Origin of the sequence: Bacillus haikouensis (assembly GCF_013179555.1) — a bacterium.
Classification (GTDB): domain Bacteria; phylum Bacillota; class Bacilli; order Bacillales; family Bacillaceae_B; genus Rossellomorea; species Rossellomorea haikouensis_A.
On the sequence record NZ_JABMCR010000021.1, the window covers coordinates 1 to 26,509 of the forward strand.

Sequence of the window (26,509 nt, forward strand, 5' to 3'; positions counted from 1 at the left end):
AAAACGGTTAATACTTCAATGTGGCTGCTGTAAAGAGTTCCTGCAAACCCTGCATAAATGGCAAATACTCCCCACCAAAGACCGGCTGGCCCTTCATTGATTGGCAGTTTATGTCCAATCAATGCCTGAATAAGGCTTGATGCTCCTAGTACGAAAATGGTCCGCTGGATGAAGCCTGCGGTTTCGGCGGGGTTCAATTGAAATAAATCAGCAATCGCAATAGGGGCTGCAATTGAACCTGCAACCATAAATGCCACCCATTGCAGCGCCGACAAAAATAAATGCATAGTACGTTCACCTTCAATTCCATTGATGTAAAGTGTATTTATTTTACCATATAAAGGAGGATAACATTGAGAATTTATCCTCCATATAAATATTATCTAGTTTTAAGAACAGGTACTAAAAAATTCCTGATTTTCTCCCGTTTTCTATAAAAACATGTTAAAATAAAGAACGCACTACATATCAAAAGGAGCAGTGATCATGATTTATGCCCTTATTCTTGTTATAGCTTATCTGCTTGGCTCCATTCCGTCAGGTTTATTGATCGGTAAAACGTTCTATGGGAAAGATATTCGTCAGCATGGAAGCGGAAATCTAGGCGGGACGAACACGTTCAGGACACTCGGAATCAAGGCTGGCCTGGTAGTAACGATTATGGATATTCTGAAAGGTACCGCTGCTGCGTTATTGCCGCTTCTATTCAATGTGGAACCAAAGATGTTCATGCTGGTGGCTGGTATATTTGCAGTGATTGGTCATATGTATCCACTTTTCGCAAACTTCAGGGGTGGAAAAGCTGTTGCGACATCCGGTGGAGTCCTGCTGGGATACGACCCTCTTTTATTCTCTATACTTTTGGGAGTGTTTTTTCTCGGGCTTTATGTCTCTAAATACGTATCTCTATCATCTATGATTGCAGCAATCATTGCGTTTACTTATACTTTATTCACTGGAGATATTCCTTTGATGGTCGTTGTCGGCTTCTTTGCTTTTTTTGTCATCTATCGACACCGCGCCAACATCATTCGTATTAGAAACAAAACAGAGCCTAAAATTAAATGGCTTTAACAAATAAAGCGAACTTAACGGATCATCCTATAGCCTGGATGGATTCGTTATAGGTCGCTTTTTTTACGGGGACTTTGAAATGACAGTTGTTTTCCGAGGGGCACTGATGTTGTTCAATCGCCTGTAAACTGTAAAATCGTTAAAAAATATGCTGCCTGTGGATACTTGTTTAGTTCGATGATATCTAGATAATAATAGTGTAATTGATTTTTTCTTCAACCTGTACTCCCGTTAAGAACTTTTTTACTGTAAAATAATATCGAAATAGGTGAATTTAGAAGAAGGAGTTTGAATATGAATAGGAAGTTATACATAATAAGTTTGATTGTGGTGATTCCATTATTGGCCGTGATCGGATACTTGGTTTGGGATCAATATAAAGGCTGGGATTCTGCTAAGGAGCCGGTAAAGCACACTTCACTTCTGCATTCGACTAGAGAGGCGCCAGCGGAAGGTAAGTCGATAAAGTCCACTGCAAGCATTGCGGCTATAGGTGATATCCTTTTGCATGATAGAGTATATGAAGATGCACAAACCGGCAACAGGTTTGATTTTTCGCCTATGTTTGCGCCAGTTAAGGATATGCTCGCAACTCCTGATTTCCTGATTGCCAATCAGGAGTCGACCCCTGGGGGAAAAGAAATCGGTTTATCAAGCTACCCCCTATTCAACAGTCCAAAAGAGATCGTAAAGTCCCTGCAGGAATCCGGAGTTGATGCAGTTACAACTGCAAATAATCATTCGCTGGATCAGGGAGAAGAAGGCCTCCTAAGCGCCATTGACTATTATGAGAAGACCTCAATGCCCTATGTAGGTGCATTTAAGAGTCAAAAAGACAAAGAAAAGATTCGCACATTTAACGTGAACGGAATCAAATTTGCACTTCTTTCATACACGTATGGGACGAATGGGATTCCAGTTCCTAAAGATAAAGACTACTTAGTCAATCTTCTGGATGAGAAGAAGATGATTGCAGAAATCAAAAAAGCCAAATCATTGGATATTGATCTGGTTGTTATGAGCCTTCATTGGGGGAATGAATATCAGCGCTTCCCAACCGACGAACAGCAAAGGCTTGCAAAAGTACTGACTGAAAACGGGGCCGATATCATTTTTGGTCATCACCCTCATGTACTGCAGCCGATTCAGACATATAAAACAAGTGATGGACGCGACGCGGTCGTCATTTATTCACTTGGCAACTTTCTGTCGGGCCAAAAAGATGATTATAAGGACATTGGCGGAATGGCAACTGTCCTGGTTGAAAAAAAGCTCAATCCGGCGGGAGCTGTCATCTCCTATCCATCAATCGAATTTCAACCTACTTTTGTAGCCGAAAACAATTATAAAAATTATCGTATATACCCGCTCGATTTTGCCCAAAAAAATGGATTTATCACCTATTCCGAGGATGAAATGGTTACACATATGTTGAATGGAGTACCGCAATAGATACAAAAGAGCTGACGTTCTTAATCGGACATCAGCTCTTTTTATTTCAGTTCCTTTAATGACTGCCAAACAGCGCACCGTTAAAGAATATTCCACCAAGGGCAAGTACGGCAAGAATCAAGTTGACTAGTAAAAATGTGTTTTTACTGCTTTTATAGTAGAGCGTCACCATCCCGTAATAGATCAGGGAAGCTGCAATGATAAAAGTACCTGCTTCCACCTTATAGCTTGCTTTTTCAAGCTGTAGAAACGTCATTAATCCAAGTCCTCCAAAAATAAAGGCACCTATGTAATACAAGAGTGCTTGTGTTTTCATGTAATCAACTCCTGTGCGAATTAGTAGATGTCATCGGTTCTTTATGTATATAATATAAAAACGGTCTCCCGTATGTCCAGGCAGAACGGGTTACATAATGAAATGTGGAGAAAGGAGTCTGAAACATGAAGATACATATTTCAAAAGACGCCCTTAATTGGTTTAAAAACGAAATGCTGGTTGATGAAGGAGAGTATGTTCGGTTTTATGTGCGATATGGTGGTTCCAGTGCTCTGCATGACAGCTTTTCTTTAGGAGTAAATAAGGAAGAGCCGATAGACGCAGGTATTTCGATTGAAGTTGACGGCCGATCATTTTTTGTAGAAGAAAGGGATCTCTGGTACTTCGACAGTCACGACTTGTATGTCGAATTCGATAAAGAGCTGGAAGAGCCCCTTTATGAATATAAAAAAAACTGAAAGCCGGGGCCGGGGTGTGAACATCCCCGGCTTCAGCTGCTTTATTTCTCCAAGAAACGCTTAATATGGTCCTCAAGCCCTTCATCTTTAAGGATTCGAAGTTGAGTCTCCCCCATTAAGTCATAGTGTGGATATCCGTCATGACGCTTATGAATCCACTCTTTCTTCAATCCATATTTCTTTCCCCACTTATAAAGTTTCCCGATATCAGCGCAGCCCGCCTTAGTAACAGTCCGGATTGAAGGAAAGCGTTCATCAAGCCAATAGTGAGTTAATAATGCTACTTCTCCTCTTTTTACGCTTTCTTTCCAATCATTCAATTCCTTTCGGTTAACCCCAAATGCCATTACTTCTTCCTCTCTCCTGCATGTTAAAACTCATTGCCCGATTTTCAACCTATCTTGAGTGATTCTTTAATCAAGAGTGTTGTTTTTTTGCTTTTTCATATGCCTCATGCCATTCTGGAAACATTCTGCGGATCGAAATGGGACGGAAGCTTTCTTTTTTGACACAGACGTGCTTTGATTGACCAGTTATCGCTATTTGATGATCTCCATTATAGATTTCATATGCATATGTAATCCTGATACCGTCATAATCATCCACCCATGTTTTTACAAGGGCTATTTCACCGTAACGTACTGGTGTTTTATAACTGATATTTAAGTCGACTACAGGAGACAGTATACCTTCCTTTTCAATTTCAGCATAATTAAACCCCAGGTCTTCTATCAATTTCGTTCTGCCGAGTTCCATCCAAACAAGATAGTTCGCGTGATAAACGACGCCCATCTGGTCTGTTTCTGCGTACCGCACTTGGACTGTGTTTTCCGATATATGCACGACATTCACCTCTATATTTTATTAATGCACATACTCAATAGTATCACAGAATTTAGGTTCATTGTATTAATGAAGCTTGGACAACGAAGGAAGAAAAAAGCCCGAACATGCATGATATGTTCAAGCATGTTCGAGGCTTTTCTATAAAAGGTTATCGGTTCTCATTTTGACCGGCTTCATCTTTGATTTCACTGCGGAATGCTTCCAGACTCTCGCGGCGGCGTTCATTTTTAGCCTTGATCGACTGAAGCTGCTCCTCACTATCAGTGAAAGCCATGGACTCTTCTGCTTTCTCCATGTTTTCAATCGTATGCTGAACCATACCTTGAAGCTTCTCTACGTTATCACTGCGATCATCCGGATTTGGTTTACTGTTCCATGCCATGCTGCATTCCTCCTAAAGATGTATTGAAGACAGACCTTCACGCGGGGTCGGTCCCTAGATTATTTTACATCGGAAGAATAAATGTTATTCTCCCTTTGTCTGGATTACCTGGGCGTGTTTTCCCGATGTATCCTGCATTTTCTTCCCGTTATTGTTACCAGCTTCTCTTGATTGGGTTCCGATATGGTTCGGAACAAAATGTTTATTATTTCTTTTCGGATTGCTCATTGTATTTCCCCCCTTATTAGTATCATTTCCAATTTGGTAAGGAAGTTTAGGCGTAATAATTGGTATGTATCATAAAACACTGCTGATATCCGCACAAAATAAAAATAAAGCCTCGTAAATGATTACTCGGCTTTATTCAGAGGGCGTTTAATTTCAAATCGGGCGTCAATTCTTTCTTCAATGGCATTCATTGCATCCTGGTCGAGGAGTAACTGTTTTTTGTTCTCTTTCACAAGATCAGCGAAAGACTTCTTTCTTGGTCTGCGCATATTAAGGATACCTCTTTCTATATAATGACTTGTATGAATAGTATATCCAAATTTCAGATATTTTAAACAAAAGTCTATAGAGAGGCTGTTACCTTTATTTCAATAATGCATTCATACCCTCTTTGCTGGTGATTGCCCCGATTTGTTTGTGGGTGATAATGCCTTGCTCGTTGATAACGTAGGTGGTCGGTACGGTCAGGATATCATATGCTTTGTTTATTTTGTCATCCTTATCGAGGAGTATTGGAAAAGTCAGACCCATGGATTTCTGGTATTCCTTGACATTATATTGAGGATCGATATTGATAGCCAGGATTTCGACATCCTCACTATGCTTTTTATAGAATTCCTCCATTATGGGCATCTCGTCTTTACATGGCGGACACCATGTAGCCCAGAAGTTAACGATCACTTTTTTTCCTTTAAATTGTGACAGAGTCACCTCATCTCCTGATAAATCCGACAGTTTGAAATCAATCGCTTTATCCCCCACATTCGGTCCAGGAAAATGTTCAGCAGGTTCCGAACTCTCGGCAACTTCCCCTTCTTCAATATCTATCAGCTGATCATAGGACTGATTCGCTGAGGCTTGTTCAAACTGTTCTCTCGAAAAAGCATTAGGGCTGAACTTATTTTCAACATAAAATGTATATACCAGCAATCCGACAAGCAAAACTCCAAAAAAAGATTTCAAAAGTATGTCTCTCCCCTTCTGATTAGTCGCTTAATAACATCTTATGTAAGCTTGTCTCGGTTTAGTCTTTAAAAACTACTTGTATTGCTATTCGCATTATTATTTTAGGGTAATCACATTCACCCGAGACAAATATGAGGGACATTTATAATACAAAAAAACCCCGAGATAATATCTCAGGGCTTTCTTCAAGAATTCATTATGCTTGGAACTTACCGCGAAGTACCATTTGCAGGATACCACCGTGGCGATAGTAGTCTACCTCAACTTCAGAATCAAAACGGGCAAGTACTTCAAAATCTTTCTTCGTTCCATCTTCTGCAACTGCTGTAACAGTCAGGATGTCACGAGGCTTAACATCATTTGTGATGTTTACAGAAATTGATTCTCTGCCAGTTAAGCCAAGAGTCTCAGCGCTTTCGCCTTGTTTGAATTGAAGTGGAAGAACACCCATCATAACAAGGTTGGAACGGTGAATACGCTCGTAGCTTTCAGCAATTACTGTTTTGATTCCAAGAAGGTTCGTACCTTTTGCTGCCCAGTCACGGGAAGATCCCATTCCGTAATCTTTACCTGCCAGCACAACTAAGCCAGTGCCGTTTTCTTGATACTTCATGCATGCATCATAGATAGGCATCACTTCTTCTTCTGGCCAGTAAGTCGTGAATCCGCCTTCTGTACCTGGAGCGATTTGGTTACGGATACGGATGTTTGCGAATGTACCTCGCATCATAACTTCATGGTTACCACGACGAGAACCGTAAGAGTTGAAATCACGCGGCTCTACACCGTTGGCACGCAGGTATTTACCAGCCGGTGTATCCTTACCGATTGCACCTGCAGGAGAAATGTGATCAGTAGTCACTGAATCACCGAATTTACCCACAACACGAAGTTCATTTAATCCTTGGATGTCTTCAGGTGTTGGAGCCAATCCTGTAAAGAACGACGGGTTTTGGATATAAGTTGATTTGTCATCAAAACTGTATAATGGTTCGTTGCTTGTCTTAATTTCATTCCAACGCTCATTCTCAGAGAATACATGCTCATATTCTCTGCGGAACAGTTCAGGCGTTACTGTTAATTTAACAACGTCCTTCACTTCATCCTGAGAAGGCCAGATATCCTTGAAGAATACATCATTTCCGTCTTTGTCTTTTCCGATTGGATCACTTTGAAGGTCGATATCGACCGTGCCTGCTAATGCGTAAGCAACGACAAGCGGTGGTGAAGCAAGATAGTTTGCTTTCACTAATGGGTGAATACGTCCTTCAAAGTTACGGTTACCCGAAAGTACAGATGTCAATAGAAGATCTGACTCAGAAACAGCCTTTTCGATTTCCGGACGAAGTGGACCGGAGTTACCGATACATGTTGTACAACCGTACCCAACCAGATTGAATCCGATTTGCTCAAGGTAAGTAAGCAGCCCGGAGTCTCTTAGGTATCCTGTAACGACTTTAGATCCTGGAGCAAGAGATGTTTTGACGAAATCAGGAACATCCATTCCGAGTTCAACAGCTTTCTTAGCTACAAGACCTGCTCCAAGCATTACATACGGGTTGGATGTATTCGTACAGGATGTGATCGCTGCGATACCGATTGCTCCGGTAGGCATTGTTACATCTGTGCCGTCTTCTGTTGTATATTTAGCTGTTTTGTTGATTTCAGAAGCATCAAGACCAAATCCTTGTACGCCTTCTTTAGCAGTAATTGATTTATGGAAAGTTTCCTTCATATCAGAAAGCGGAATTAAATCCTGAGGACGTTTCGGTCCGGAAAGATTCGCTTCAACTGCAGAAAGGTCGATTTCCACTACATCGGTGTAAGTCGGTTCCTCTTTTTCAGGTGTGAAGAACATTTCATTATGCTTCAAATACTCTTCTACCATTTTGATATGAGTTTCATCACGACCTGTCAGGCGCAAATAATCAAGCGATTCTGCATCAACCGGGAAGAATCCGCATGTTGCACCATACTCTGGAGCCATGTTTGCAATTGTTGCACGGTCTGCAAGCGGCAATGTAGCAACCCCTGGTCCGAAGTATTCGACGAATTTTCCTACGACACCTTTTTGTCGAAGTACCTGTGTAACTTTCAGTGCCAAATCAGTAGCTGTTGCTCCATTTGGAAGCTCGCCAATGAATTTAACACCGATGACTTCAGGTATCGGGAAGTATGAAGGTTGGCCAAGCATGCCCGCTTCCGCTTCGATTCCGCCAACACCCCAGCCAAGAACACCGATACCGTTGATCATTGTCGTATGAGAATCGGTACCAACAAGTGTATCCGGGAATGCTTCAAAGTCGCCTTCAGTTGTTTCAACAGCGTGAACAACGTTAGCAAGATACTCTAGGTTAACCTGGTGAACGATACCTGTAGCAGGCGGAACAGCACGATAGTTTTCAAATGCTTTCTGAGCCCAGCTAAGGAATTGATAGCGCTCTGCATTTCGTTCGAATTCAAGGTCCATATTTGCTTTCAATGCACCTGCTGTACCGTATTCATCAACTTGTACAGAGTGGTCAATGACCAGGTCAACCGGAATTTCAGGGTTGATTTTTTGAGGATCTCCGCCGATGTCAGCCATGGCTTTACGCAATGAAGCCAAGTCAACGACAGCCGGTACTCCGGTGAAGTCTTGAAGGATAACTCGTGAAGGCTTGAATGGAACCTCCGCTTCCTTGCTTGCTGCTCCCCAGTTTGCCAGGTTTTCCACATGTTCCTTATTGATCACACGTCCGTCAAACTGACGCAGTACTGATTCAAGTAATACCTTTACACTGTAAGGTAAGCGATTAATGTTTGAAACGCCTGCTTCTTCAAGAGCTTTTAACCGATAATAATGATAACGTTTTCCTTCCAGTTCGAAAGAAGATCGTGCATTAAATACATCGTTCTTTGCCATTTCGATTCCCCCTCTAACTACATATACACATTAAGTCGAAAAGTGGTCGTTATTAAATAACGAACTTTTCTCACATTACCAATATTAATACAAGCGATTACATAAGTAAATAACAATAAAGTTATTGTTTTTGATAAGTTTTACTTATCTGAATATGTAAACGCCTTTCGTTTTCATACAAAATATTGGTACTACAGTATTTACACCCTTGTCAAAAGATGTCGGCTGAAGAAAAATGTTATCTTGAAAAAACAATTTGCACTTGTGTCCTTTTCCTCTAATAACAGTACAGATATGGAGGTATCCTATTCATAGGGAGGTGTTTCAATTGGCTAAACGAAAAGCAAATCACGTGATGAACGGAATGAATGCTGCAAAAGCACAGGGCAAGGGTGCCGGTTACAATGAAGAGTTCTCCAATGAGCCGTTAACGGAAGCTCAGCGTCAGAACAATAAAAAAAGAAAAACAAATCAATAGCTGCTGACCTGCTGTGCAATGATGCTGTCGGCACACCTAGACACTCCCCTTCTCACTTACCCAATCTTTAGAATATTAAACAAAAAACTCTGCAATTGAACTTGCAGAGTTTTTTGCAGCTTACATATCGTGGTTGCTATTGTGCTTTTGACGGGTATGGTTTTGATTTTTTACTTTGTGAGAGCCGCTTAGCGGTTCTGGCTGCCCTGATTGTTTAGGTGCATTTTTTCTCATATCCTTGCTGTCATTTTTGTTCATGATCCATCCCTCCTCTTATTTAGAATGGATTTGGCGGATAGAGTTTATTCATCCGTATATAATCGTGCTGTAATGCCTATAATATAAAGGCAATTTTACTTTGAAGGAGAGAATAACAATGCCTTATCATAAAAATAAACAGCAAGCGTTCCAAGCTGCACAACAGGGATTCACAAATGTGCAAAATACTGTAAATGAATTAGTTCTTGATGGCGGAAGCTACGGTTCCCAGCTTTCACACCTTAGAACTGAAGTGAACGAAGCATATCAGCAAATTGAAAATGCCCTTGAAGTAGCTTCGGAAACCCAAAAAGCACAGCTGCAAAAATTCAAATCAGACATTGAATCGATTGTAAATGAAGTGAACGGACAATAATAATCCATAAAGAGGCCATTCCAGTACTCCGGAATGTGCCTCTTTGTATTTAATCTATCCTCATTAGTCTGAGCTCAGGACGGTTGTGTCTCAACGAACTAACTCTTCATGTATCGTATCCAGTACTTCAAGTATTTCTTCATGTTCCCCAATTGAAACAGTTCTTAAATCGATAAGAAGGCGCTCTTGTTGAATTCGTGTAATAATGGATGGTTCACTTAATCTTAATTGTTCGTGTAATTCATGGTTGGTAAGACGATTGTGAAAGATCGAAATAAGATACGTATCCAGCTCTACCTCTGGCATGGTCCCCCCGCCTACTCTGCTTTTCCCCTCCACTATTTCAAGTTGGAAAGAACTATTTTTCTGTTTTAACTGTGCCATCAATGACAGTGATTGCTGGAGAATATCGTCTTTCGATCGGGTTATGTCGTAAATGGCAGGAATCTTATGTTCTTCTTTTTTGAGATAATGCAGCAAAGTCATTTCAAGCGCTGCCAGCGTCATTTTATCAACTCGGAGAACTCGGGCTAGCTGATGTTTTTTTAGTGAGTCGACAATTTCCTTCCTTCCTGCGATGATCCCTGCTTGGGGTCCGCCCAGCAGCTTGTCTCCACTGAACGAAACGAGGTCGGCACCCTGCTCTATCACTTTTCTGACTACGGGTTCATTCCCGATACCTTGGTTTGAAAAGTCAAAAAGCGACCCGCTTCCCAAATCTTCATAAAAAATAACTTGATCATATTCATTGGTCAGTTCAGCAAGTACTTCTGTGTCTACTGATGATGTGAATCCTTTCATGACAAAATTGCTTTGATGTACTTTCATGATCATGGCTGTTTCCTCATCGATGCATCTTTGATAATCCTGTAAATGAGTTTTATTCGTCGTTCCGACTTCGACAAGCTTTGCTCCGCTTTCTTCCATGATGGAAGAAATACGGAAGGAACCACCAATTTCTACAAGCTCCCCTCTTGAAACAATCACTTCCTTGTTCTTTGCAAGTGAAGTAAGTATGAGAAACACGGCGGCAGCATTATTGTTAACGACCATCGCTGCTTCCGCACCTGTCAATTCACGGATGAACTTTTCTGCATGTGCGTGACGAGATCCTCTTTTCCCGTTTTGCACTTCGTATTCCAGATTGTTATAAGAACTTGTGACTTTACACATATGCTCGATGGTTTCCTGTCCCAATCGCGCCCTGCCTAAATTTGTATGTAAAATCGTTCCGCTTGCATTGATGACTCTAAGTAAAGACAGGGAGAGCTTTTCCTTTTTTAAGTAAGTGGCCAGAGTAATTACAGCATGAATGAATAGGTCTGATTCGGGTAAAGGACCATCCCATATTTCTTGCTGGATATGGGTTCTTATATGAGCAACACTTTCCTTCACAAGGTCTGCTGCTATTTCAAATGAAAGGTTCTGGCTCGAGATGAAGCGGTTGAATTCAACTGTACGCTGAAGTTCATGGATTGGGGGGATTTGTCTCAGCTGATTCTTCATGTTTACCTCCTTTGTAACTTTTCCCTATTATAACACCCTCACCATTTAATGCAGAAAGAATAGAATGTGTAAAAGAGAAAGTTAGGGGTCAGGTGTAATGGGAAAGGGTAAGGAAGATTTTTATTTAGAGAACTGGGAAGAGAGGATGAAGGATTGGTTATTGGATCCCGATAAAGTTCAGCTAGATGAAAAAGAATTCCGAATTGACTTCCTCGACACGACAGATTCATTCATCGTGGAAGTTGAAACTGAAAATATTTGTCCGGATGAGCTGATTCTGATGAAGAAAGATCACCGGCTTGTTATATCGATTAGATTGAAGAACGAATTAAGGGCAAGGAGCAGGGATATCGAGTTCCCTTTCTGCCTGCAGAAGCGGGATTTAACATATTCTCTGGAGCATCATACCATCGAAATCAACGTACCCAAACAGGAATGCTCGGAGCGAACCTCATTAATCATCCGGGTACAAGGGATATGTGACGGTGATCATCATTCTCTCTAATAGATGAAAAAAGCCTGGGACTCCCAGGCTTTTATGTTTGATAGGAAAGTGTAAAAATAACCTTGTGAATGTTTCAGCTCCTGCATTCAGCCCGTCGAGCGTTTCGATCCGACCAATGAAGTTCACCGGTCGGCCATTCATCGCTTGTTGTGGCTGACATAGTGCTTGCGCTTTTCTTTAGTACCTACATACGCTCGATCTCGGTAATGATGTCATTTACTTCAGGGAATACTCCAGTTTCAAGTTTCGAATAGATCTTGATGTTTCCTGCAGTGATTTCAAAGGCTCCACCTGAAGATGGGATGAGCAGAACTTCTTCAATATCGTATCGGAAATGTGTAAATAGCTGTTCCGCGAAACTCGCGGCTTTTGGTGAATAGTTTCACCTTAAGCAGAATTCGATTTTGATTTTACGGTTATCCATGAAATTACCGCCTTTCAATATTATTATTGATTACATTCTATAGGAGAGATGATCCTGACGCAAATCACATCGGGTTGTTCGGTTTACATTTTGCCCGTTCTCTTATATTTTCCTGTACAATGTAGGTAACTATACATAAAGGAGTGATAGCTATGAGTAAAGAAGAGATCATCCGTTTGACGGCTCTTTCCTCCAAAGCCGGCTGAGGATGCAAATTAAGTCCAAGTGACTTGGCGCAAGTTTTGCGTCAGCTGCCACCTCAACCCAAGACAAAAGAGTTGTTAGTGGGAAATGAATCCTCTGATGATGCGGGTATTTATCAACTTACCGATGAAATTGCGCTTGTTCAAACAGTCGATTACTTTACTCCTATTGTTGATGACCCTTATCTGTTCGGTCAAATTGCAGCAGCGAATGCCTTGAGTGATGTGTACGCCATGGGCGGCGCGCCGAAAACAGTATTGAATATTGTCGGTTTTCCGGTAAAAAAACTGGGAAGTGATACTCTGACTAAGATCCTTGCTGGTGCACAGGATAAAGTTTTGGAAGCCGGGGCAATAACTGCAGGAGGTCATTCCATCGATGATGCAGAGCCGAAGTTTGGACTAAGTGTGACGGGGATCGTTCACCCAAATCAGTATTGGACCAATAAAGGTGCTGTTCCTGGAGACGTTTTGGTATTGACGAAACCAATTGGGACAGGAATCCTGACAACGGGCATCAAACGTCAGGCTGTCACAAAAGAACAGGAATTTGAAGTGATCTCAGCTATGTGTATGTTGAATAAGAGAGCTTCAGAGACTTTACAGAACTTTCAAGCTAACGCTGTCACAGATGTTACGGGCTTCGGACTCCTTGGTCATGCATTTGAAATGGCGAAAGGAAGCAATGTGACTCTGCATATGACCTACTCATCAATCCCTCAATTGTCAGGTACAGAAGAACTTGCCGAAGCAGGTGTCATCCCGGGGGGATCAAAAGCAAATCATTTATGGCTCAAAGAAGCCGTTTCATATGATTCGGCACTTTCAGAAGTTCAACAGCTGATCCTTTGTGACGCGATTACCTCTGGCGGCCTACTGGTAAGTCTTCCAAAAGACCAGGCCGCTAAATATATCGAGGAATTGCAGGAGAATGCAGCACGTGCATGGGTAATCGGTGAAGTGACGGATAAAACGGATAAACCTATCGTAGTTTCAAAATAGTATAGTGAGCCTTGAGTTATTAATAATGTGTTGGTTACTTGAGGCTCGCTATATCCCCTTCTTTAATGTGAGTGGCCTTTGTTTAAGCAGCCCCCATTCCTCTCAGTCTTATACAACTTTCCCCTTCAAAAACAATAAAAACATTTTTCTTTTCTATCATTGACGGAATGTCCTCCCTTTTCTATGATGTATCTATGTATTAAGGAGGAAAAATACATTTATGGATTTAATCACATTCAAATATGAACCTTTTATTATTTTCTTTCTCGCCATCCTGTCCTTTACCGGAAGCTATACATCCTTTCAGTTAATTAACCAGACTGGAGGGGATCATAAATATCCCCAGATGAAAAAATGGTTCAGCCCGATATTATTGGGTTTAACCATTTGGTCTATACAGTTTCTTTCAATGATAAAAAATGATACTAAACTCTTCTATAATCAATTCTATTTCATCATCGGATTAGCGGTGGCTGCCTCTGGATGTTATGCAGCTTATAATGTGTTACATGCCAATCTACCGAAATGGCGTGCCGTTATTGCTGGTGCATCAATTCTTACATTAACTATGTTACTCGTACATTTCAGTGCAATGTATTCCATAACGAACGTTCTTGTTGATATTGATTGGAGCAAGATTATTCTTGCAGTGCTGATTCCATACCTATTCAGTATTGCAGCATTTTATTTCTTATATAGTGGAATCCGTGAATCTTCAAATATTCTAAAAAGCACTTCTTCTCTGGGGTTGGCTATTTTGGCGATGAATTACTTTTGTCTGAAGAGTATTCATTTGTGGGCAGACAGGGAAGTGAAACTGCCTGCATTTGTCATGACAGAAAAATTGACGGTCACTCTTGTATCCCTTGCTACTTCTCTTTTAATCGTGACAGGATTTATCATTCAGTTGGTATCCAATCAACGAATGAAACGTGCTCAGGATATTAAACAAATCAGGCTGCATTCTCTTTTCAATCAGAATCCATATGCCATATATGCACTCGATTCCAGAGGAAAAGTAACAAACTGTAATCTTGCTGCCGAAAACATCACAGGATACGCCCTTGAGGAACTGATCAATAAATCGTATCATTCCTTTGTCCCAAAGAAATACCATAAAGAAACGCTCCGTCATTTTTTTTCTACTTTGAGAGGTAACACAATAGAATTTCAAACAAAAATCATTTCCGGGAAAAATGAAGAACTGACGATAAAAGTGAAAAGCTTCCCGATTGTTTACCTTGATAAAATCATCGGAGTCTATGCAATCATTCAAGACATGACCGAGAATGTTCACTTGAAGCAACAATTAACCGAAAAAGAAAATCACTACCGGCTGGTTTCCGAATTCAGCAGGGAATTGATCCTGCTGATGGATTCGGACGGAATAACTAAGTTCGTCTCCCCTTCTCATTTCAACGCGTTAGGGTATCAAGAAGAGGAATTGGTAAACCATAATGCCTTAGCCCTGATCCATCATGAAGACCGGTTAAAAGTTGAAAAGGTTTTTGAAACTGTAAAGGACAAAAGCTCTTCAGCGAATGTGATATTTCGATATAAAAAAAAGAGCGGGAAGTATATCTGCCTGGAATCTTCAGTAGTTCCAATCCTTGAAAATGGTGAAAAATATTATCTTGTCACATCCAGGGAAATAACCGAGCGTATCGAATTAGAAAAGAAGTTGACCTATCTCGCTTATCATGACACTCTAACACGCATTCCCAATAGGGGTTTTTTTACCTCGCAGCTGGAAAAGAAAATCCATGGCTATACGGAAAGTAAAGGCGGGTTTTCAGTCATGATATTGGACTTTGACAGGTTTAAATGGGTGAATGACACGTTTGGTCATGATACCGGTGATCAATTATTGATCGACTTTGTTGCACGAGTGAAGGAAAACATCGATTCTGATGAGTTTTTTGCCCGGTTGGGCGGAGATGAATTTGCACTCATTCTTCCATGTAATAATGAAGTCCATATAAAGTACAGAGCAGAAAGGCTGCTTAAAGCACTACAGAAAACCTGGAACATCAATCAGCATGAGTTTATTACGACCTCTTCGATCGGAATTGCACGCTTTCCAATGGATGGTCCTGACTTCAAAGCCATTCTTGCGCATGCTGACCAGGCCCTTTATAATGCGAAGTCTACTGGAAGGAATACGTATTCCTTCTATTCGAGTCTGATTGAACAATCATACAGCCGTAGAACCACAATTGAAAACGGATTAAGAGTAGCACTTGAACAGAATCATTTCTTTCTTGTTTATCAGCCGCAAATCCATGTCCAAACGAAAGAAATTGCCGGGGTTGAAGTTCTTCTGCGCTATAGTCACCCCGACCTTGGGATGATACCTCCGGCAGAGTTCATTCCATTGTGTGAAAATAACGGAATGATCGATGAGGTGACCCACTGGGTGATAAAGGAAGCACTTAAACAGCAGGATAAGTGGAGTGAAGAAGGTTTGCCCCGTATGAAAATGGCGATAAATATATCGCCCTCCACAATTGTCAATACAGGCTTTGCCGGTGTATTAAATGAATACTTTCAAGCATCAGATATAGGTGAGCTTATTGAATTTGAAATCACTGAAGATGTTTTCTTTGAGTATTCTAGTCAGACGCTTCAGACATTGAACGAACTTAGTGATCTGGGAATCAAATTTGCCCTCGATGACTTCGGCTCAGGATATTCCTCCCTGCGTCAAATGAAAGAACTGCCTCTCCATAAAATCAAAATCGATAAAGTGTTTATTGATCATATTGAATTAGAGCGGGACAGAGCATTTCTTGACAGTATCCTGGACTTAACGAATAAATTGGAAAGCAGTGTAGTGTGTGAGGGAGTCGAAACAAAAGTACAGGTGGACTATCTAATAACAAAAGGCGATATTATCGCTCAAGGATATTATTACAGCAAACCTTTGACTCCATTCGAATTTAAGAGGTGGTATGAGAGCCATGTACGGCAGCATGCCTTTCCAGGATAGCACAGCTGCCCCCTTAAGGTATGATACTCCTTGAGGGGGTTACTGGATAAGTCTGAAGAAATGCTGATGGATCGTTTTGGAAAATACTCGAATTTGATGGGGGTATCTTTTGTATCTGCCTGTTAAGAAACAGTTAAACCATAGAACCTTCCTATCCAAACTGAGAAATGGAATATCAGTGGTGGATTCTTCACAATTATGCGGGGAGGTTTCTTGGTTCTTTTGTTTACATAGTATTTTTACAGTGACCCTCTCTTCTATTTCCTTTAGGACTTTCAAAATTATAGGAGGAATATCGTTTAAGCAATTCACATTCACGATAATCTCCTCCTTTGATGCATGCAGGTCATTGATTATCCTTTTGTGATCGTTGACTGAATACCATTTAAGTCTTTTTGTACAGCTTTTTACTGATTTGTTAAGATGGTTGCCACTTTCCACATATCCTTTGGTGTGCAGAAAATCGATCAGTTGATGTATTGGCTGGGATGGTCGGGTCTTCTTCTTCAAGAATTCATCGTCCGCAACCAGAATGAATTTCCCTCTTGCCCTTGTAACAGCTACATTTATAAGCCTTTCGCTTCCTTTACGGGTAAGTAAAGCACCGGCTTTTTCATGAGCTTTACCATCCACGGTATCGAAAAGAATCATATCATTTTCCGATCCTTGAAATCCGTGAACTGTTGCAGCATACAAAATTGGTTTCTCACTTTTATAGCTGGGTTCGATAAGTTCCTGAATCAGCAGGTTATACCATTTTGCCTGTGCCCGGTAAGGAGTAACGATTCCGATTGACCGTATTCCATCCTCAAGCGCCTTCATGGTCAGCATGATGGTGATGAAGCTTGAGAGGACGTTCCATCTTGAACCACGTTCAGTCGCTCCCCACTCAGAGCCTTCCTTGAGTGAAAACAGAATGCTTCCTTGGAGGGGGAATGGGTCTCTTATTAGGATGTTCTCTCTGTTTTTTGCAGCGTCAGGATGATCACCAACTTTGGAATGGTAGATGAAATGGTTTGTAAATGCCGAAATGGCCGGATGCATGCGTCTTTGTTCCGGGAGAAGAAGCAATTGTGGGTGCTCCTTTCCATTTTCCACTGAATCAGCAACCTTTGACAGATGGAAGATATCCTCCTTTAACCATTTCGTCACTAATGGGTGATAACTTGCCGCAATAGGGGGAAGTTGCTTGAAATCTCCGCATATGATGATTTTCTTCCCTAACGAAGCAGCAAATGCCACTTGAGGTACATATGCCATACTTGATTCATCGACAATGACAAGGTCAAATTCTTCATCATAAATAATCGGATCGATCGCCGCTTTCGATAATGTTGCACCGATTACCTTTGCGTCATTGACAAGTCCACCTTCCCGTCTTTTGAGCTTTTCTTTCAGCTTTTGATAATGAATCTCCAATTGTGATAACCGTTCAGAGTCATATTGGGAGAATGACTTTGCAAGTTTTTTCTTCAGCCTCCTGCGGTATGTTTCCACTTTATTCTTTTCATGTGCAAGCCCCGGGTCCTTTTGCTCCAACAACTGAGTCACACTCAAATCGGTAACTTCCTCTTGATATGATTTGTGATTGACTCCATATCGGATAACATCCCCGGGTTTCCAGCGGTCATGACCGGTCAGGAATTGGTGTATCTCTTCTATTAATACATCCACCGCTGCATTGCTGTGAGAAAGAAGCAGTACCCGCCTGCCTTCTGAATAATGATAGGCTGCTACGCGAGCCAATGTGTACGTTTTACCGGTTCCGGGCGGTCCCCAGAGATACGTTACTGGATTATATTTACTTCTTACATAGGCTTCGTGCAATGTGTTTTTTACAGAGACTGTGTTATGAAATATTTCTTCAGGAGGAAACATGAGATCTTTGATTCTTCTTGACTTGCCATGTCTCTCTTTGGCTTCATCCAGTCTTTCAATTAATTTCTCGAGCAGTTCCCATGGTTCATATAATAGCTGCCCGTTTGATACAGTATCCCCAATGTATTGATTGAACTCCAGGATGCATTCTCTTTCTTCAGAGCTGATCACTTTCCCGGAAAACTGTCTTTTTCCAGTCTTAAATATTGCGGAGCTGCCTTCGGGGAGGGAAGCTGGGTATGCGAGAGTGAACCAATAGATGAAGACCGATTCATCTTTCCTCAGGCATCTCCCTTCCTCTACAAAGATCCCCGTGGATTCCCTTTTCATTAGATGTGCAATTTCTATCTCAAGTGCAGCCTGCCACTCCTCAACCAATGAAGAAATCTTCATATTGTAACCACCTGTTTTCCTTGAATTCAGACAAAAAATAAGCATAACAATTTTTATGTATGTTGTGAAGTATTACCTCTCATTAAATGTAGCTTGCATACTGTAGGAATTCTGCAAATAAAAGAGAACCGTATTCCGTACCGGTTCTCTTCGGATAGACAAGAGTATGAAAGTTCATTGTTGGTTATCACTTTCTTCTGATTTTTCAATATATCTTTCAGCGAAATATAAGACGTCTTCTACATACTTGTCGCTGTGATTATAGGCGAATACAGCTTGTTCAATTTCACCTCTTGCTGCGCCATTGCGTGCTAAATAATTTGCTGCACTGAAAACGGCGTCTTCTATTTGGAATGGATCGGCAAGTCCATCTCCATTTCCATCAACCCCGTAACCCCCGTATTTCTCAATAATCCTGGGATCCGTTTTCTGTTCTTCAGGTATGTCCCCTTTGCCAAGATCACCGCATGTAGGGTGTGACCAGCCAACAAATGTACATGGCATGAACTGCATATGCCCTTCCGCCCCCACAGGGGAAATGAGTGATTTCATTGTGGAGAACCTTGTTTCAACGCGGTGGTGAGCTGCTAACAAGTTCCAAGGGACACCGTATTCTTTTTCAGCTGCCTTGTAAATCGGGATATATTGAGAAGGCACCTCTTCTTTTCCAACCAGTGAGAGCTTATTGGAAATGGGTAGAGAGTTTATTGTGAAGTAAATTGCCAATATTAGAATAGGGATCAGTAGAATGATAAATGGAGAGGCGTGCTTGTTTTTTTTCGGGGTCTTTTTCTTTTTCGTTTTAGTTGGCATATAGCCACGCCTCCTTCCATAATGTTGATTCCATTATGTATTTTAATATGAGAAGCAGTTAAATACAATCGTATAATTGTTGGATAACCATAAAAAAATGACCCGACTGAGTCATTTCTGTACTCTTCGGATCATTCGTTTTGTGAGTTTTTATTAGTAAACAAACGCTGCTCCAACGATAATTAACAAAATGAATAGAACCACGATTAAAGCAAAGCCGCCAGCGTATCCGCCACCGCCCCCGCCGTAGCCACATCCATATCCAGGGTATCCGTATCCACCATACATAATCAGTCACCTCCAGTTATCTAACTACGATATTAATGTATGCCTGGGACAAATTGTAGGTTAATTAAAATCACCATTATTGAGCAGTAGTCTGCATCACTGTTAACGAAATTACTGCTATATAAGGATTCATCAGTCAATTTTTATGAATAAATGATGAAAACGTCCAGATGTAAAAAAGAACAGAAAGTATTTACAGTTATCAGGTTTAGCTCAGGTTGAACTGCAAAAGAAAAACGCCCAGACTATGTCTGGACGCATATGAACTATTGAATTTTCTTATGAGAAGGTGAGTTCTTTCTTGGTTTAGGCTTAATGTATAAACCAAGTTCCTTTTTCTCGTGGTTCAATGATTTGTATAACGAGATCATCATGAGGGCCATAATGACTGAGAATGGGAGTGCAGCAACAATGAGCGCATTTTGCAGGGCCTGCAATCCCCCGCTGTATAAAAGGATCAATGCAACGGTTGATTGTGCAATTCCCCAAGTTAATTTTACATAATTAGGAGGTGTTAATGAACCATATGTCGTTTGCATTCCTAGAACAAATGTTGCTGAATCCGCTGAAGTGATGAAGAAAGTTCCAATCAGCGTAATGGCTACAACAGACAATATTGTGGACCATTCAAAACTGTTAAATACAGCAAAAAGCACTTCTTCTGTTGCAAATTGAGACAAATCTGTTCCGGCCTGTTGGACTTCGATGGCAGAAGTACCGAAAGCAGCAAACCAAAGAAAGCTGACCAGTGCAGGCAGCAGGAGCACCCCGATCAGGAATTCGCGAATCGTTCTTCCGCGGGATACACGTGCAATAAAGATACCAACGAATGGAGACCAGGAAATCCACCATGCCCAGTAGAAGATCGTCCATCCATTAATCCAGCTGCGATGTTCTTCGTTCAATGGCGCGATACGGAAGCTCATCGCAGCGATATTCTGAATATACGCTCCGATCGTATCAGTGAATATATTCAGGATCAGCAGTGTCGGGCCGATAAAGAATACAAGGACGAATAATCCAATTGCAAGTACCATATTTGTATTCGATAAATATTTGATACCCTTACTTAATCCGGACCATGCTGAGATCATAAACAGTACGGTGACGATAGCGATGATGATGAACTGAACAGTGAAGTTATTCGGTATCCCGAATAGATAAGACAGCCCCCCGTTTATTTGGGCCGCACCGAATCCGAGTGTCGTAGCAACACCAACTACCGTTGCAAAAACAGCAAGGACGTCGATGATTGTTCCAAGCGGGCCGTTAACTTTGTCACCGAAAATAGGTCTGAGCGTTGCAGAAATCAGTCCGGGCTCATCTTTACGGAATTTATAGTAAGCGAGGGCTAAGGCAACGATTGCATAAATTGCCCAAGCATGTATTCCCCAATGGAAGAACGTATAGCGCATCGCTTCTTTAACAGCTTGATTGGTACCCCCTTCTGCAAGTGGCGGAGTCATAAAGTGAGACAGAGGCTCTGCTGCCCCCCAGAATACTAGTCCAATACCCATTCCGGCACTGAATAGCATGGCAAACCATGTACCTTTTGTGTATTCCGGTTTTTCATCCGGTTTCCCCAGTCGAATCGTACCTATGGGGCTGAAGATCAGGAATACACAGAAAATTACAATTACGGTCACTAATATTAAATAATACCAACCAAATGTAGAGGTAATGAATGTCTGCATACTAGAGGTTACATCTTCAAAAGATTTTGGAGCGATGACTCCATATGCTACAGCTGCTGCAACAAGCACCACTGTAATCCAGAAAACATTTGAAATTCTTTTCATAAATATCTCCTTTCTGATTATGTATTTGTAAATATGTCTGCGGATAGTAGTAACAGAAATAGTCCCATTTTCTTATTCCCTGTTTTCCGCCTTTGAAACCAACAGTTGTTACCCTATCAAACAAAAGGTTGAAATTGCAAGCGATAAGCCTTGATTTTGACTAGTATTTGCCTATACAACGTTTTCATTCCATCTAATTTTAAATAAAATGCAGAAAAGCTGTTTCCAAAAAATGAAATTAAGTCGATATACGAAATACTCTATTCTCTTATAAATACGGAAACATACTGTTGCAATTGTGCATAATACTATACTAACTATTTGAGGCAATAACATCAGGATCATATTATAAAAAAAGACGTCCCAGAGGGAGCGTCTTTTCTATCTATTCTTCTATTATTTTCACTTTGACATCTCTTACACCGTATTGAAGAGCATCTTCTTCATGCTCCATATAAATGTCGATTCGATTACCCTGGATGGCGCCGCCTGTATCTTCTGCACGCGCATATCCGTATCCTTCGATGTAAACCTTAGATCCTAATGGAATGATATCCGGATCGACGGCTATGACTCTTGCGTCAGGATTGGCGATTAAGTCCACCCCTGTCTTTGTAATACCGATACATCCTTCACAGTATGCAGTATAAGCGGTTGCTGTAACATTTACTTCTTTGACTACGTTATCTTCTTTTTCAGGTTTATCTGTTGCTGAAGTTTTTACAGCTTCATTTTGTGTTTTTTCATCTTTCACAGTCATACCCTGTTCCAGCAGCTCCTGGCGGGTAACTACCTCTTCAATGGAAATATGATAACGTTCGGCAATTTCCCAAAGGATATCACCTTTTTCTATATTATGATAATCATTTAGAGCTTTTTCAGTCTTAACCTCAGTTTCTGCAGATGCAGAATGTATTCCGATTGAAAGAATAACTGTGAAGGAAAAAATGGTAAATAAAACTTTTTTCATATTGTCATATTCCTCCTTTTGTGGTTCGTGAATGAAACCAACAAAAGAAATGGTAACATAGGCTTGCATCAAGCATATATCAATCAGTTTATAATCGAGTAACAATTGGATGACACAGACGTAACAGTAGGGAAAATTGAAAGTTTTCAATCAACTTCACTGGAAGTTAATCCACGATTTGCATAGATAGGAATTTAATTGAGGATAATGATTTAGTTTGGCGAGTAATAAAAAACCTCATTAGGAAGAGATTCCCAATGAGGCGATCTATATAAATGGTTATTTTGTTTCAAGTACTTTTACATTTACTGTTTTTCTGCCAAAGTCAACGGCTTGGTCTTTTGAAGGAATGAATACATCGATCTTGTTTCCTTGGATTGCTCCCCCAGTGTCTTCAGCAGTTGCATATCCATAACCCTCAACATATACCTTTGAACCAAGTGGGATAACATCCGGATCCACTGCGATTACTTTTGCATCAGGATTTTCGTTAAGGTTAACACCTGTTGAAGTGACACCTGAGCAACCTTCACAATCAGCTGTATATGCAGTGGCTTCAACTGTAAGTTCTTTAACTACAGCGTCCTGTTCTTCCTTAGCAGGTGCTTGTGCAGGTTCTGCAGCAGGTTCTTCAGCTTCTGGAGCTACCTCTGGCTTTTCTTCCGGCGCAGGCGTTGGTGCAGCCTCTTCTTGCTCAGAAGTATTTACAGGAGTTGAAGTTGCTTTTTTATCATCCAGGTTGATCAATAATTCTTGACCAGGCACGATCAGGTCACTTTCCAATGCATTCCAACCTTGGAGGCTGTCCACTGAAACGCCATAATTTGCAGAGATTCCCCAAAGCGTGTCACCTTTTTTTACTGTATAATATTCCTTTGAAGATACTGTGAGTTCCTGATCAGGAAATATAATATCTGAACCTAAGTTGTTCCACGTTTTAAGTTGATCAATACTTGTTCCATATTCCTTCGCCAGTCCCCAAAGTGTATCTCCCTTTTTGACTTCGATTTCTTGAGCTGAAGCGCTAGCTCCACCAGATACTGCCAGAGTAGTGAATGCAGCAACAGAAATAATCGATTTTTTTAGTTTCATAGAAAAATTCCTCCTTATGTAGCTAGCGATATATATTTTTGCTAACAGGGAAAATACTAACATAGTAAAATCTCAATACAATAACAGGACAATTATAAACATGCGTCAAGAATATTTCACATCTGTAATAGTAAGCGTTTTCTTGTATAAACTATCAATTAGAGGGATTATAAACCAGTTATTTTAGATAATAATGGATTGTAAGGATAATTATAGGTGTTTGAAGTTGCAGATAGATAAAGCAGCAGGTTACCGATAAAGCGAAAAACTACTCTGATTTCACTTAACATCTTTTTATTTACCATTTATACTAATAGAAACACCAGAACTGACGCAGGAGGTTTGATGATCATTGGACAACCGGGAAGAGAAAATTGTACTCTACAAAGATGAACCGGATGAAAATGCCGGACGGTGCGAATGTGGAAATAATATATTTAAATCCAGAGTGCTGGATGGGAAATTTTATCGCAAGTGTCAGGAATGCGGTAAAACGAAAATTGTGTAACATTAAAAAGAGGGACTGGCCTTTTGCTGGCCAGTCCCTCTCTGCTTTATTGTGTTAAAATTATTGGTTCCTTTTTGGTGATAACGATGGTGTGTTCAATTTGGGCAACGAGGCTTTTGTCAGGTGTGATGTACGTCCATCCGTCGCCTTTTTCAACAACATTTTGAGCTCTCCTTGAAATGAAAGGTTCAAAGGCAATGACCATGCCTTCTTTAAGTAGTCCATTATCCCATGGATCGAAGTAATTAAGAATATGATCCGGTTTTTCATGAAGTGACTTCCCAACTCCGTGACCTGTAAGATTTTTAATAACAGTGTAGCCATTTTTTTTTGCCTCATTATGAACAGCTTTTCCAATCCCATTCAGTTTCGCTCCTGCCTTAGCTTTCCGCAGACCGGCTTCGAATGATTTAAGGGCAGCTTCGCACAAGTCGGTCAGTCGCGGATCTCCTTCACCTACTACGAACGAAATGCCCGTGTCTGCATAATAACCGTTTTTGGAACCCGATACGTCAATGTTAACCAGGTCGCCTTCTTGAATGACCCTATCTCCCGGAATACCGTGAGCAACTTCTTCATTAACACTGATACAAGTATATCCCGGGAAGTCATATTCCCCTTTCGGCCCAGATATGGCTCCGTTATCTTCGAACATTTTCCCTGCTGTTTCATCAAGTTCTTTTGTCGTGATCCCAGATTTTGTTCTAATCCTCAATTCGTCACGGATAGTTGCGACGATACGGCCGATTTCTTTCAACGCTTGTAAATCTTCATCTGATTTGACTATCATATTATCTTCCTTCTCTTTATGAATTTCATCTTCCCTTACTATACCGAAACCGTTTCAAATTTTAAAGTGAAAGGTAACACGCTTAAAAAGAAGATTCTCTACTTCATTATATGAATAGATAGAAACCCGGAATGTTTAAAGACATGGGCAGCGTTTGCAGTCAAGGCCATGGCTGCACTGCTTATGGCTTTTTTGATATCCACTTTCTTACTGACCTGAGAAGTACCAATGACATGCTATATGCCTTATGATGGCGTCCTATGCAACCGGGAATGTAATTTTACCACTTTGTTGATGAACTGCAGGCGCCAGAATCTTCCATGCATGAAGGATCCGATACAATAAAAAAAGCCAATGAGGAGCATCCCATTGGCTTTTCAGGCTTATCAAGAAGGATAATGCTATACTATTTTTACAAAGGCTTCTGCTGTGGACTGACTGGATTGAGGATTTTGACCGGTTACAAACTTTCCGTCTGTTATTACGTGGTCACTCCAAGCTTCTGACTTCTCAAATTGTGCCCCTTGCTCACGTAATTTTGTTTCTAACAGAAACGGCATTAATGAATCCAGGCCAGTCTGCTGTTCTTCTTCGTTCGTAAAACCTGTAAGGCTTATGCCGGCCACCAGCCATTCCCCGTTTGATAATTTGGTATTTACAAAGCCTGCAGGTCCATGACATACAGCTCCGATTGCTTTATTATTTTCTGCAAAATGAGAAAGTGTCTGTTGTAGTTCAGCACTTTTCGGCAGGTCAAACATCGTTCCGTGCCCGCCAGGAAGGAAAATGCCGCTATATTCATTCACGTTTAGCTGGGAGAGCACCAATGTCTGGTCTAATTCCTTTGTGATCCCTTTCCAGTTTTCCACGTTTTCATCATCTAAACTGTTAGCGTCAAGAGGTATTCTTCCGCCTTTGAGGCTAGCTACATCTACTTCAAAGCCTTGATTCTTAAACTCTGCATATGGCTCTGCAAATTCTGATAACCAGAGTCCAGTTTCGTGTTCATCGTCAATTTTACTTGCATTTGTTAATACCATTAAAATTTTTTTCAATGTATACCCTCCAATATATTCTCATGTGTACATAATTGGTTTATCCGTTTTGAGGGAAATTAAACGTTTATTGAAGGTGGCCGCACTGATACATATCAGATGAAAATTATATACTGATAGAAAAAACAGCGGCTTATTCTTAAGAATCGCTGTATTACAAGGCTGGCAGATACCTTTTTTTGTACTATCTGCTCTAATTGACATCAAATAGAAACTGTATTTTCTTTTGATTAGGGTCCCAGCCCAGGTAAGCCGAAAATTGTTTGTCTCCTTTTGTAAACCCATCGATCCGGTCCGATTTTCCTTCTTTCAATACTTTTTTAACAATCGTACCGGTAATTTTTTTTGAAAGGATCGTTTTAGAAATCGTGAAGCTGCATTTCGTTTTTTGGTAGTTGGAACAGCCATAGAACTTGCCCTTATCTATAACCTTGCCGCCGCATTTCAAGCATGTCCCAAGGCTCGCTTTGCTGCTGCGTTTTCCTTTTTTAACTGGTGTACGCTGGATGGTTGCAGTATCAAGATCGGTAAAATCCCAGGATTCGGCTTCTCGCAATGCATTTTGAATAAGTGAATGACTTAATTTCTTTACTT

At 40.8% G+C, this 26,509-nt stretch carries 29 protein-coding genes and 1 pseudogene; 9 read left to right on the forward strand and 21 right to left on the reverse strand.

Features of this window, described 5'->3' with window-relative positions:
- Positions 1-287: purine/pyrimidine permease (locus HP456_RS03830; protein ID WP_172248687.1), on the reverse strand; the 287-nt coding region annotated here is incomplete at its 3' end.
- Positions 288-486: 199 nt separating this feature from the next.
- On the opposite strand from HP456_RS03830, the gene plsY reads away from it, so the two are divergent.
- A complete protein-coding gene (gene plsY, locus HP456_RS03835; RefSeq protein ID WP_172248688.1) occupies positions 487-1,074 on the forward strand; it encodes a glycerol-3-phosphate 1-O-acyltransferase PlsY in 588 nt (195 codons plus the stop codon).
- A gap of 294 nt (positions 1,075-1,368) precedes the next feature.
- Entirely contained in the window at positions 1,369-2,526 is a 1,158-nt protein-coding gene (locus HP456_RS03840) for a CapA family protein (RefSeq protein WP_172248689.1), read from the forward strand.
- A gap of 55 nt (positions 2,527-2,581) precedes the next feature.
- Here HP456_RS03840 and HP456_RS03845 read toward each other — a convergent pair whose 3' ends face one another.
- Entirely contained in the window at positions 2,582-2,842 is a 261-nt protein-coding gene (locus HP456_RS03845) for a hypothetical protein (protein ID WP_172248690.1), read from the reverse strand.
- Positions 2,843-2,967: 125 nt separating this feature from the next.
- On the opposite strand from HP456_RS03845, the gene HP456_RS03850 reads away from it, so the two are divergent.
- Positions 2,968-3,261, forward strand: a complete 294-nt coding sequence (locus HP456_RS03850) for a HesB/YadR/YfhF family protein (RefSeq protein ID WP_172248691.1) — start codon at positions 2,968-2,970, stop codon at positions 3,259-3,261.
- A gap of 41 nt (positions 3,262-3,302) precedes the next feature.
- Here HP456_RS03850 and HP456_RS03855 read toward each other — a convergent pair whose 3' ends face one another.
- The 7 genes from HP456_RS03855 to acnA all read right to left on the reverse strand — a co-directional run bounded on the left by HP456_RS03855 (position 3,303) and on the right by acnA (position 8,588).
- Positions 3,303-3,608, reverse strand: coding sequence for a hypothetical protein (locus tag HP456_RS03855; protein WP_172248692.1), 306 nt, complete (start codon positions 3,606-3,608; stop codon positions 3,303-3,305).
- A gap of 70 nt (positions 3,609-3,678) precedes the next feature.
- A complete protein-coding gene (locus HP456_RS03860) occupies positions 3,679-4,104 on the reverse strand; it encodes an acyl-CoA thioesterase (protein ID WP_172248693.1) in 426 nt (141 codons plus the stop codon).
- A gap of 151 nt (positions 4,105-4,255) precedes the next feature.
- The gene (gene tlp / locus HP456_RS03865; RefSeq protein WP_172248694.1) at positions 4,256-4,489 is read right to left on the reverse strand and encodes a small acid-soluble spore protein Tlp; all 234 of its coding nucleotides are present in this window, start codon (positions 4,487-4,489) and stop codon (positions 4,256-4,258) included.
- An 84-nt stretch (positions 4,490-4,573) separates the two neighbouring features.
- On the reverse strand, positions 4,574-4,717 hold the full coding sequence (locus tag HP456_RS03870; protein WP_172248695.1) for an acid-soluble spore protein N: 144 nt from the start codon (positions 4,715-4,717) through the stop codon (positions 4,574-4,576).
- Between the two features lie 122 nt (positions 4,718-4,839).
- Positions 4,840-4,986: an FbpB family small basic protein gene (locus tag HP456_RS03875; protein ID WP_172248696.1), complete on the reverse strand. Its 147-nt coding sequence runs from the start codon at positions 4,984-4,986 to the stop codon at positions 4,840-4,842.
- 94 nt (positions 4,987-5,080) lie between these two features.
- Positions 5,081-5,680, reverse strand: a complete 600-nt coding sequence (locus tag HP456_RS03880) for a peroxiredoxin family protein (protein WP_246288717.1) — start codon at positions 5,678-5,680, stop codon at positions 5,081-5,083.
- 199 nt (positions 5,681-5,879) lie between these two features.
- The gene (acnA, locus tag HP456_RS03885; protein WP_172248697.1) at positions 5,880-8,588 is read right to left on the reverse strand and encodes an aconitate hydratase AcnA; all 2,709 of its coding nucleotides are present in this window, start codon (positions 8,586-8,588) and stop codon (positions 5,880-5,882) included.
- A 328-nt stretch (positions 8,589-8,916) separates the two neighbouring features.
- Between acnA and sspO the strand changes: the two genes are divergently transcribed.
- The gene (gene sspO, locus HP456_RS03890) at positions 8,917-9,066 is read left to right on the forward strand and encodes a small acid-soluble spore protein SspO (RefSeq protein WP_172248698.1); all 150 of its coding nucleotides are present in this window, start codon (positions 8,917-8,919) and stop codon (positions 9,064-9,066) included.
- Positions 9,067-9,186: 120 nt separating this feature from the next.
- Here the strand turns inward: sspO and HP456_RS03895 are convergent, their stop codons facing one another.
- On the reverse strand, positions 9,187-9,324 hold the full coding sequence (locus tag HP456_RS03895; protein WP_032088517.1) for a small acid-soluble spore protein P: 138 nt from the start codon (positions 9,322-9,324) through the stop codon (positions 9,187-9,189).
- Positions 9,325-9,442: 118 nt separating this feature from the next.
- Between HP456_RS03895 and HP456_RS03900 the strand changes: the two genes are divergently transcribed.
- Complete coding sequence (locus HP456_RS03900; protein WP_172248699.1) at positions 9,443-9,700, forward strand: hypothetical protein; 258 nt, start codon at positions 9,443-9,445, stop codon at positions 9,698-9,700.
- Between the two features lie 90 nt (positions 9,701-9,790).
- On the opposite strand, the gene selA is transcribed toward HP456_RS03900, so the two are convergent.
- Entirely contained in the window at positions 9,791-11,206 is a 1,416-nt protein-coding gene (gene selA, locus HP456_RS03905; RefSeq protein WP_172248700.1) for an L-seryl-tRNA(Sec) selenium transferase, read from the reverse strand.
- Between the two features lie 97 nt (positions 11,207-11,303).
- On the opposite strand from selA, the gene HP456_RS03910 reads away from it, so the two are divergent.
- Positions 11,304-11,711: an Hsp20/alpha crystallin family protein gene (locus HP456_RS03910; RefSeq protein WP_172248701.1), complete on the forward strand. Its 408-nt coding sequence runs from the start codon at positions 11,304-11,306 to the stop codon at positions 11,709-11,711.
- Positions 11,712-11,895: 184 nt separating this feature from the next.
- On the opposite strand, the pseudogene HP456_RS25290 reads toward HP456_RS03910, so the two are convergent.
- Positions 11,896-12,081 (reverse strand): annotated as a pseudogene (locus HP456_RS25290) (Rdx family protein); the annotation flags it as partial.
- Positions 12,082-12,287: 206 nt separating this feature from the next.
- Between HP456_RS25290 and selD the strand changes: the two are divergent.
- Positions 12,288-13,340: a selenide, water dikinase SelD gene (gene selD / locus HP456_RS03920; protein ID WP_172248702.1), complete on the forward strand. Its 1,053-nt coding sequence runs from the start codon at positions 12,288-12,290 to the stop codon at positions 13,338-13,340.
- A 220-nt stretch (positions 13,341-13,560) separates the two neighbouring features.
- Entirely contained in the window at positions 13,561-16,329 is a 2,769-nt protein-coding gene (locus HP456_RS03925; protein WP_172248703.1) for an EAL domain-containing protein, read from the forward strand.
- A gap of 39 nt (positions 16,330-16,368) precedes the next feature.
- Here HP456_RS03925 and HP456_RS03930 read toward each other — a convergent pair whose 3' ends face one another.
- The 6 genes from HP456_RS03930 to HP456_RS03955 all read right to left on the reverse strand — a co-directional run bounded on the left by HP456_RS03930 (position 16,369) and on the right by HP456_RS03955 (position 23,562).
- On the reverse strand, positions 16,369-18,600 hold the full coding sequence (locus tag HP456_RS03930; RefSeq protein WP_172248704.1) for an AAA domain-containing protein: 2,232 nt from the start codon (positions 18,598-18,600) through the stop codon (positions 16,369-16,371).
- Positions 18,601-18,774: 174 nt separating this feature from the next.
- On the reverse strand, positions 18,775-19,413 hold the full coding sequence (locus HP456_RS03935) for a lytic transglycosylase domain-containing protein (RefSeq protein WP_172248705.1): 639 nt from the start codon (positions 19,411-19,413) through the stop codon (positions 18,775-18,777).
- 153 nt (positions 19,414-19,566) lie between these two features.
- Entirely contained in the window at positions 19,567-19,701 is a 135-nt protein-coding gene (locus HP456_RS25595) for a YjcZ family sporulation protein (protein WP_172248706.1), read from the reverse strand.
- Between the two features lie 266 nt (positions 19,702-19,967).
- The gene (locus HP456_RS03945; protein WP_172248707.1) at positions 19,968-21,500 is read right to left on the reverse strand and encodes a glycine betaine uptake BCCT transporter; all 1,533 of its coding nucleotides are present in this window, start codon (positions 21,498-21,500) and stop codon (positions 19,968-19,970) included.
- 385 nt (positions 21,501-21,885) lie between these two features.
- Positions 21,886-22,470, reverse strand: coding sequence for a 3D domain-containing protein (locus HP456_RS03950; RefSeq protein WP_246288719.1), 585 nt, complete (start codon positions 22,468-22,470; stop codon positions 21,886-21,888).
- A 279-nt stretch (positions 22,471-22,749) separates the two neighbouring features.
- On the reverse strand, positions 22,750-23,562 hold the full coding sequence (locus tag HP456_RS03955; RefSeq protein WP_172248713.1) for a LysM peptidoglycan-binding and 3D domain-containing protein: 813 nt from the start codon (positions 23,560-23,562) through the stop codon (positions 22,750-22,752).
- Positions 23,563-23,914: 352 nt separating this feature from the next.
- On the opposite strand from HP456_RS03955, the gene HP456_RS25765 reads away from it, so the two are divergent.
- Positions 23,915-24,070 (forward strand): DUF8096 family protein, encoded by a 156-nt coding sequence (locus HP456_RS25765; RefSeq protein WP_512698729.1) that lies wholly within the window; start codon positions 23,915-23,917, stop codon positions 24,068-24,070.
- A 46-nt stretch (positions 24,071-24,116) separates the two neighbouring features.
- On the opposite strand, the gene map is transcribed toward HP456_RS25765, so the two are convergent.
- The 3 genes from map to HP456_RS03970 all read right to left on the reverse strand — a co-directional run.
- On the reverse strand, positions 24,117-24,860 hold the full coding sequence (gene map, locus HP456_RS03960) for a type I methionyl aminopeptidase (RefSeq protein ID WP_172248708.1): 744 nt from the start codon (positions 24,858-24,860) through the stop codon (positions 24,117-24,119).
- Positions 24,861-25,261: 401 nt separating this feature from the next.
- Positions 25,262-25,915, reverse strand: coding sequence for a type 1 glutamine amidotransferase domain-containing protein (locus tag HP456_RS03965; protein WP_246288722.1), 654 nt, complete (start codon positions 25,913-25,915; stop codon positions 25,262-25,264).
- A gap of 193 nt (positions 25,916-26,108) precedes the next feature.
- Positions 26,109-26,509: topoisomerase C-terminal repeat-containing protein (locus tag HP456_RS03970; RefSeq protein WP_172248709.1), on the reverse strand; the 401-nt coding region annotated here is incomplete at its 5' end.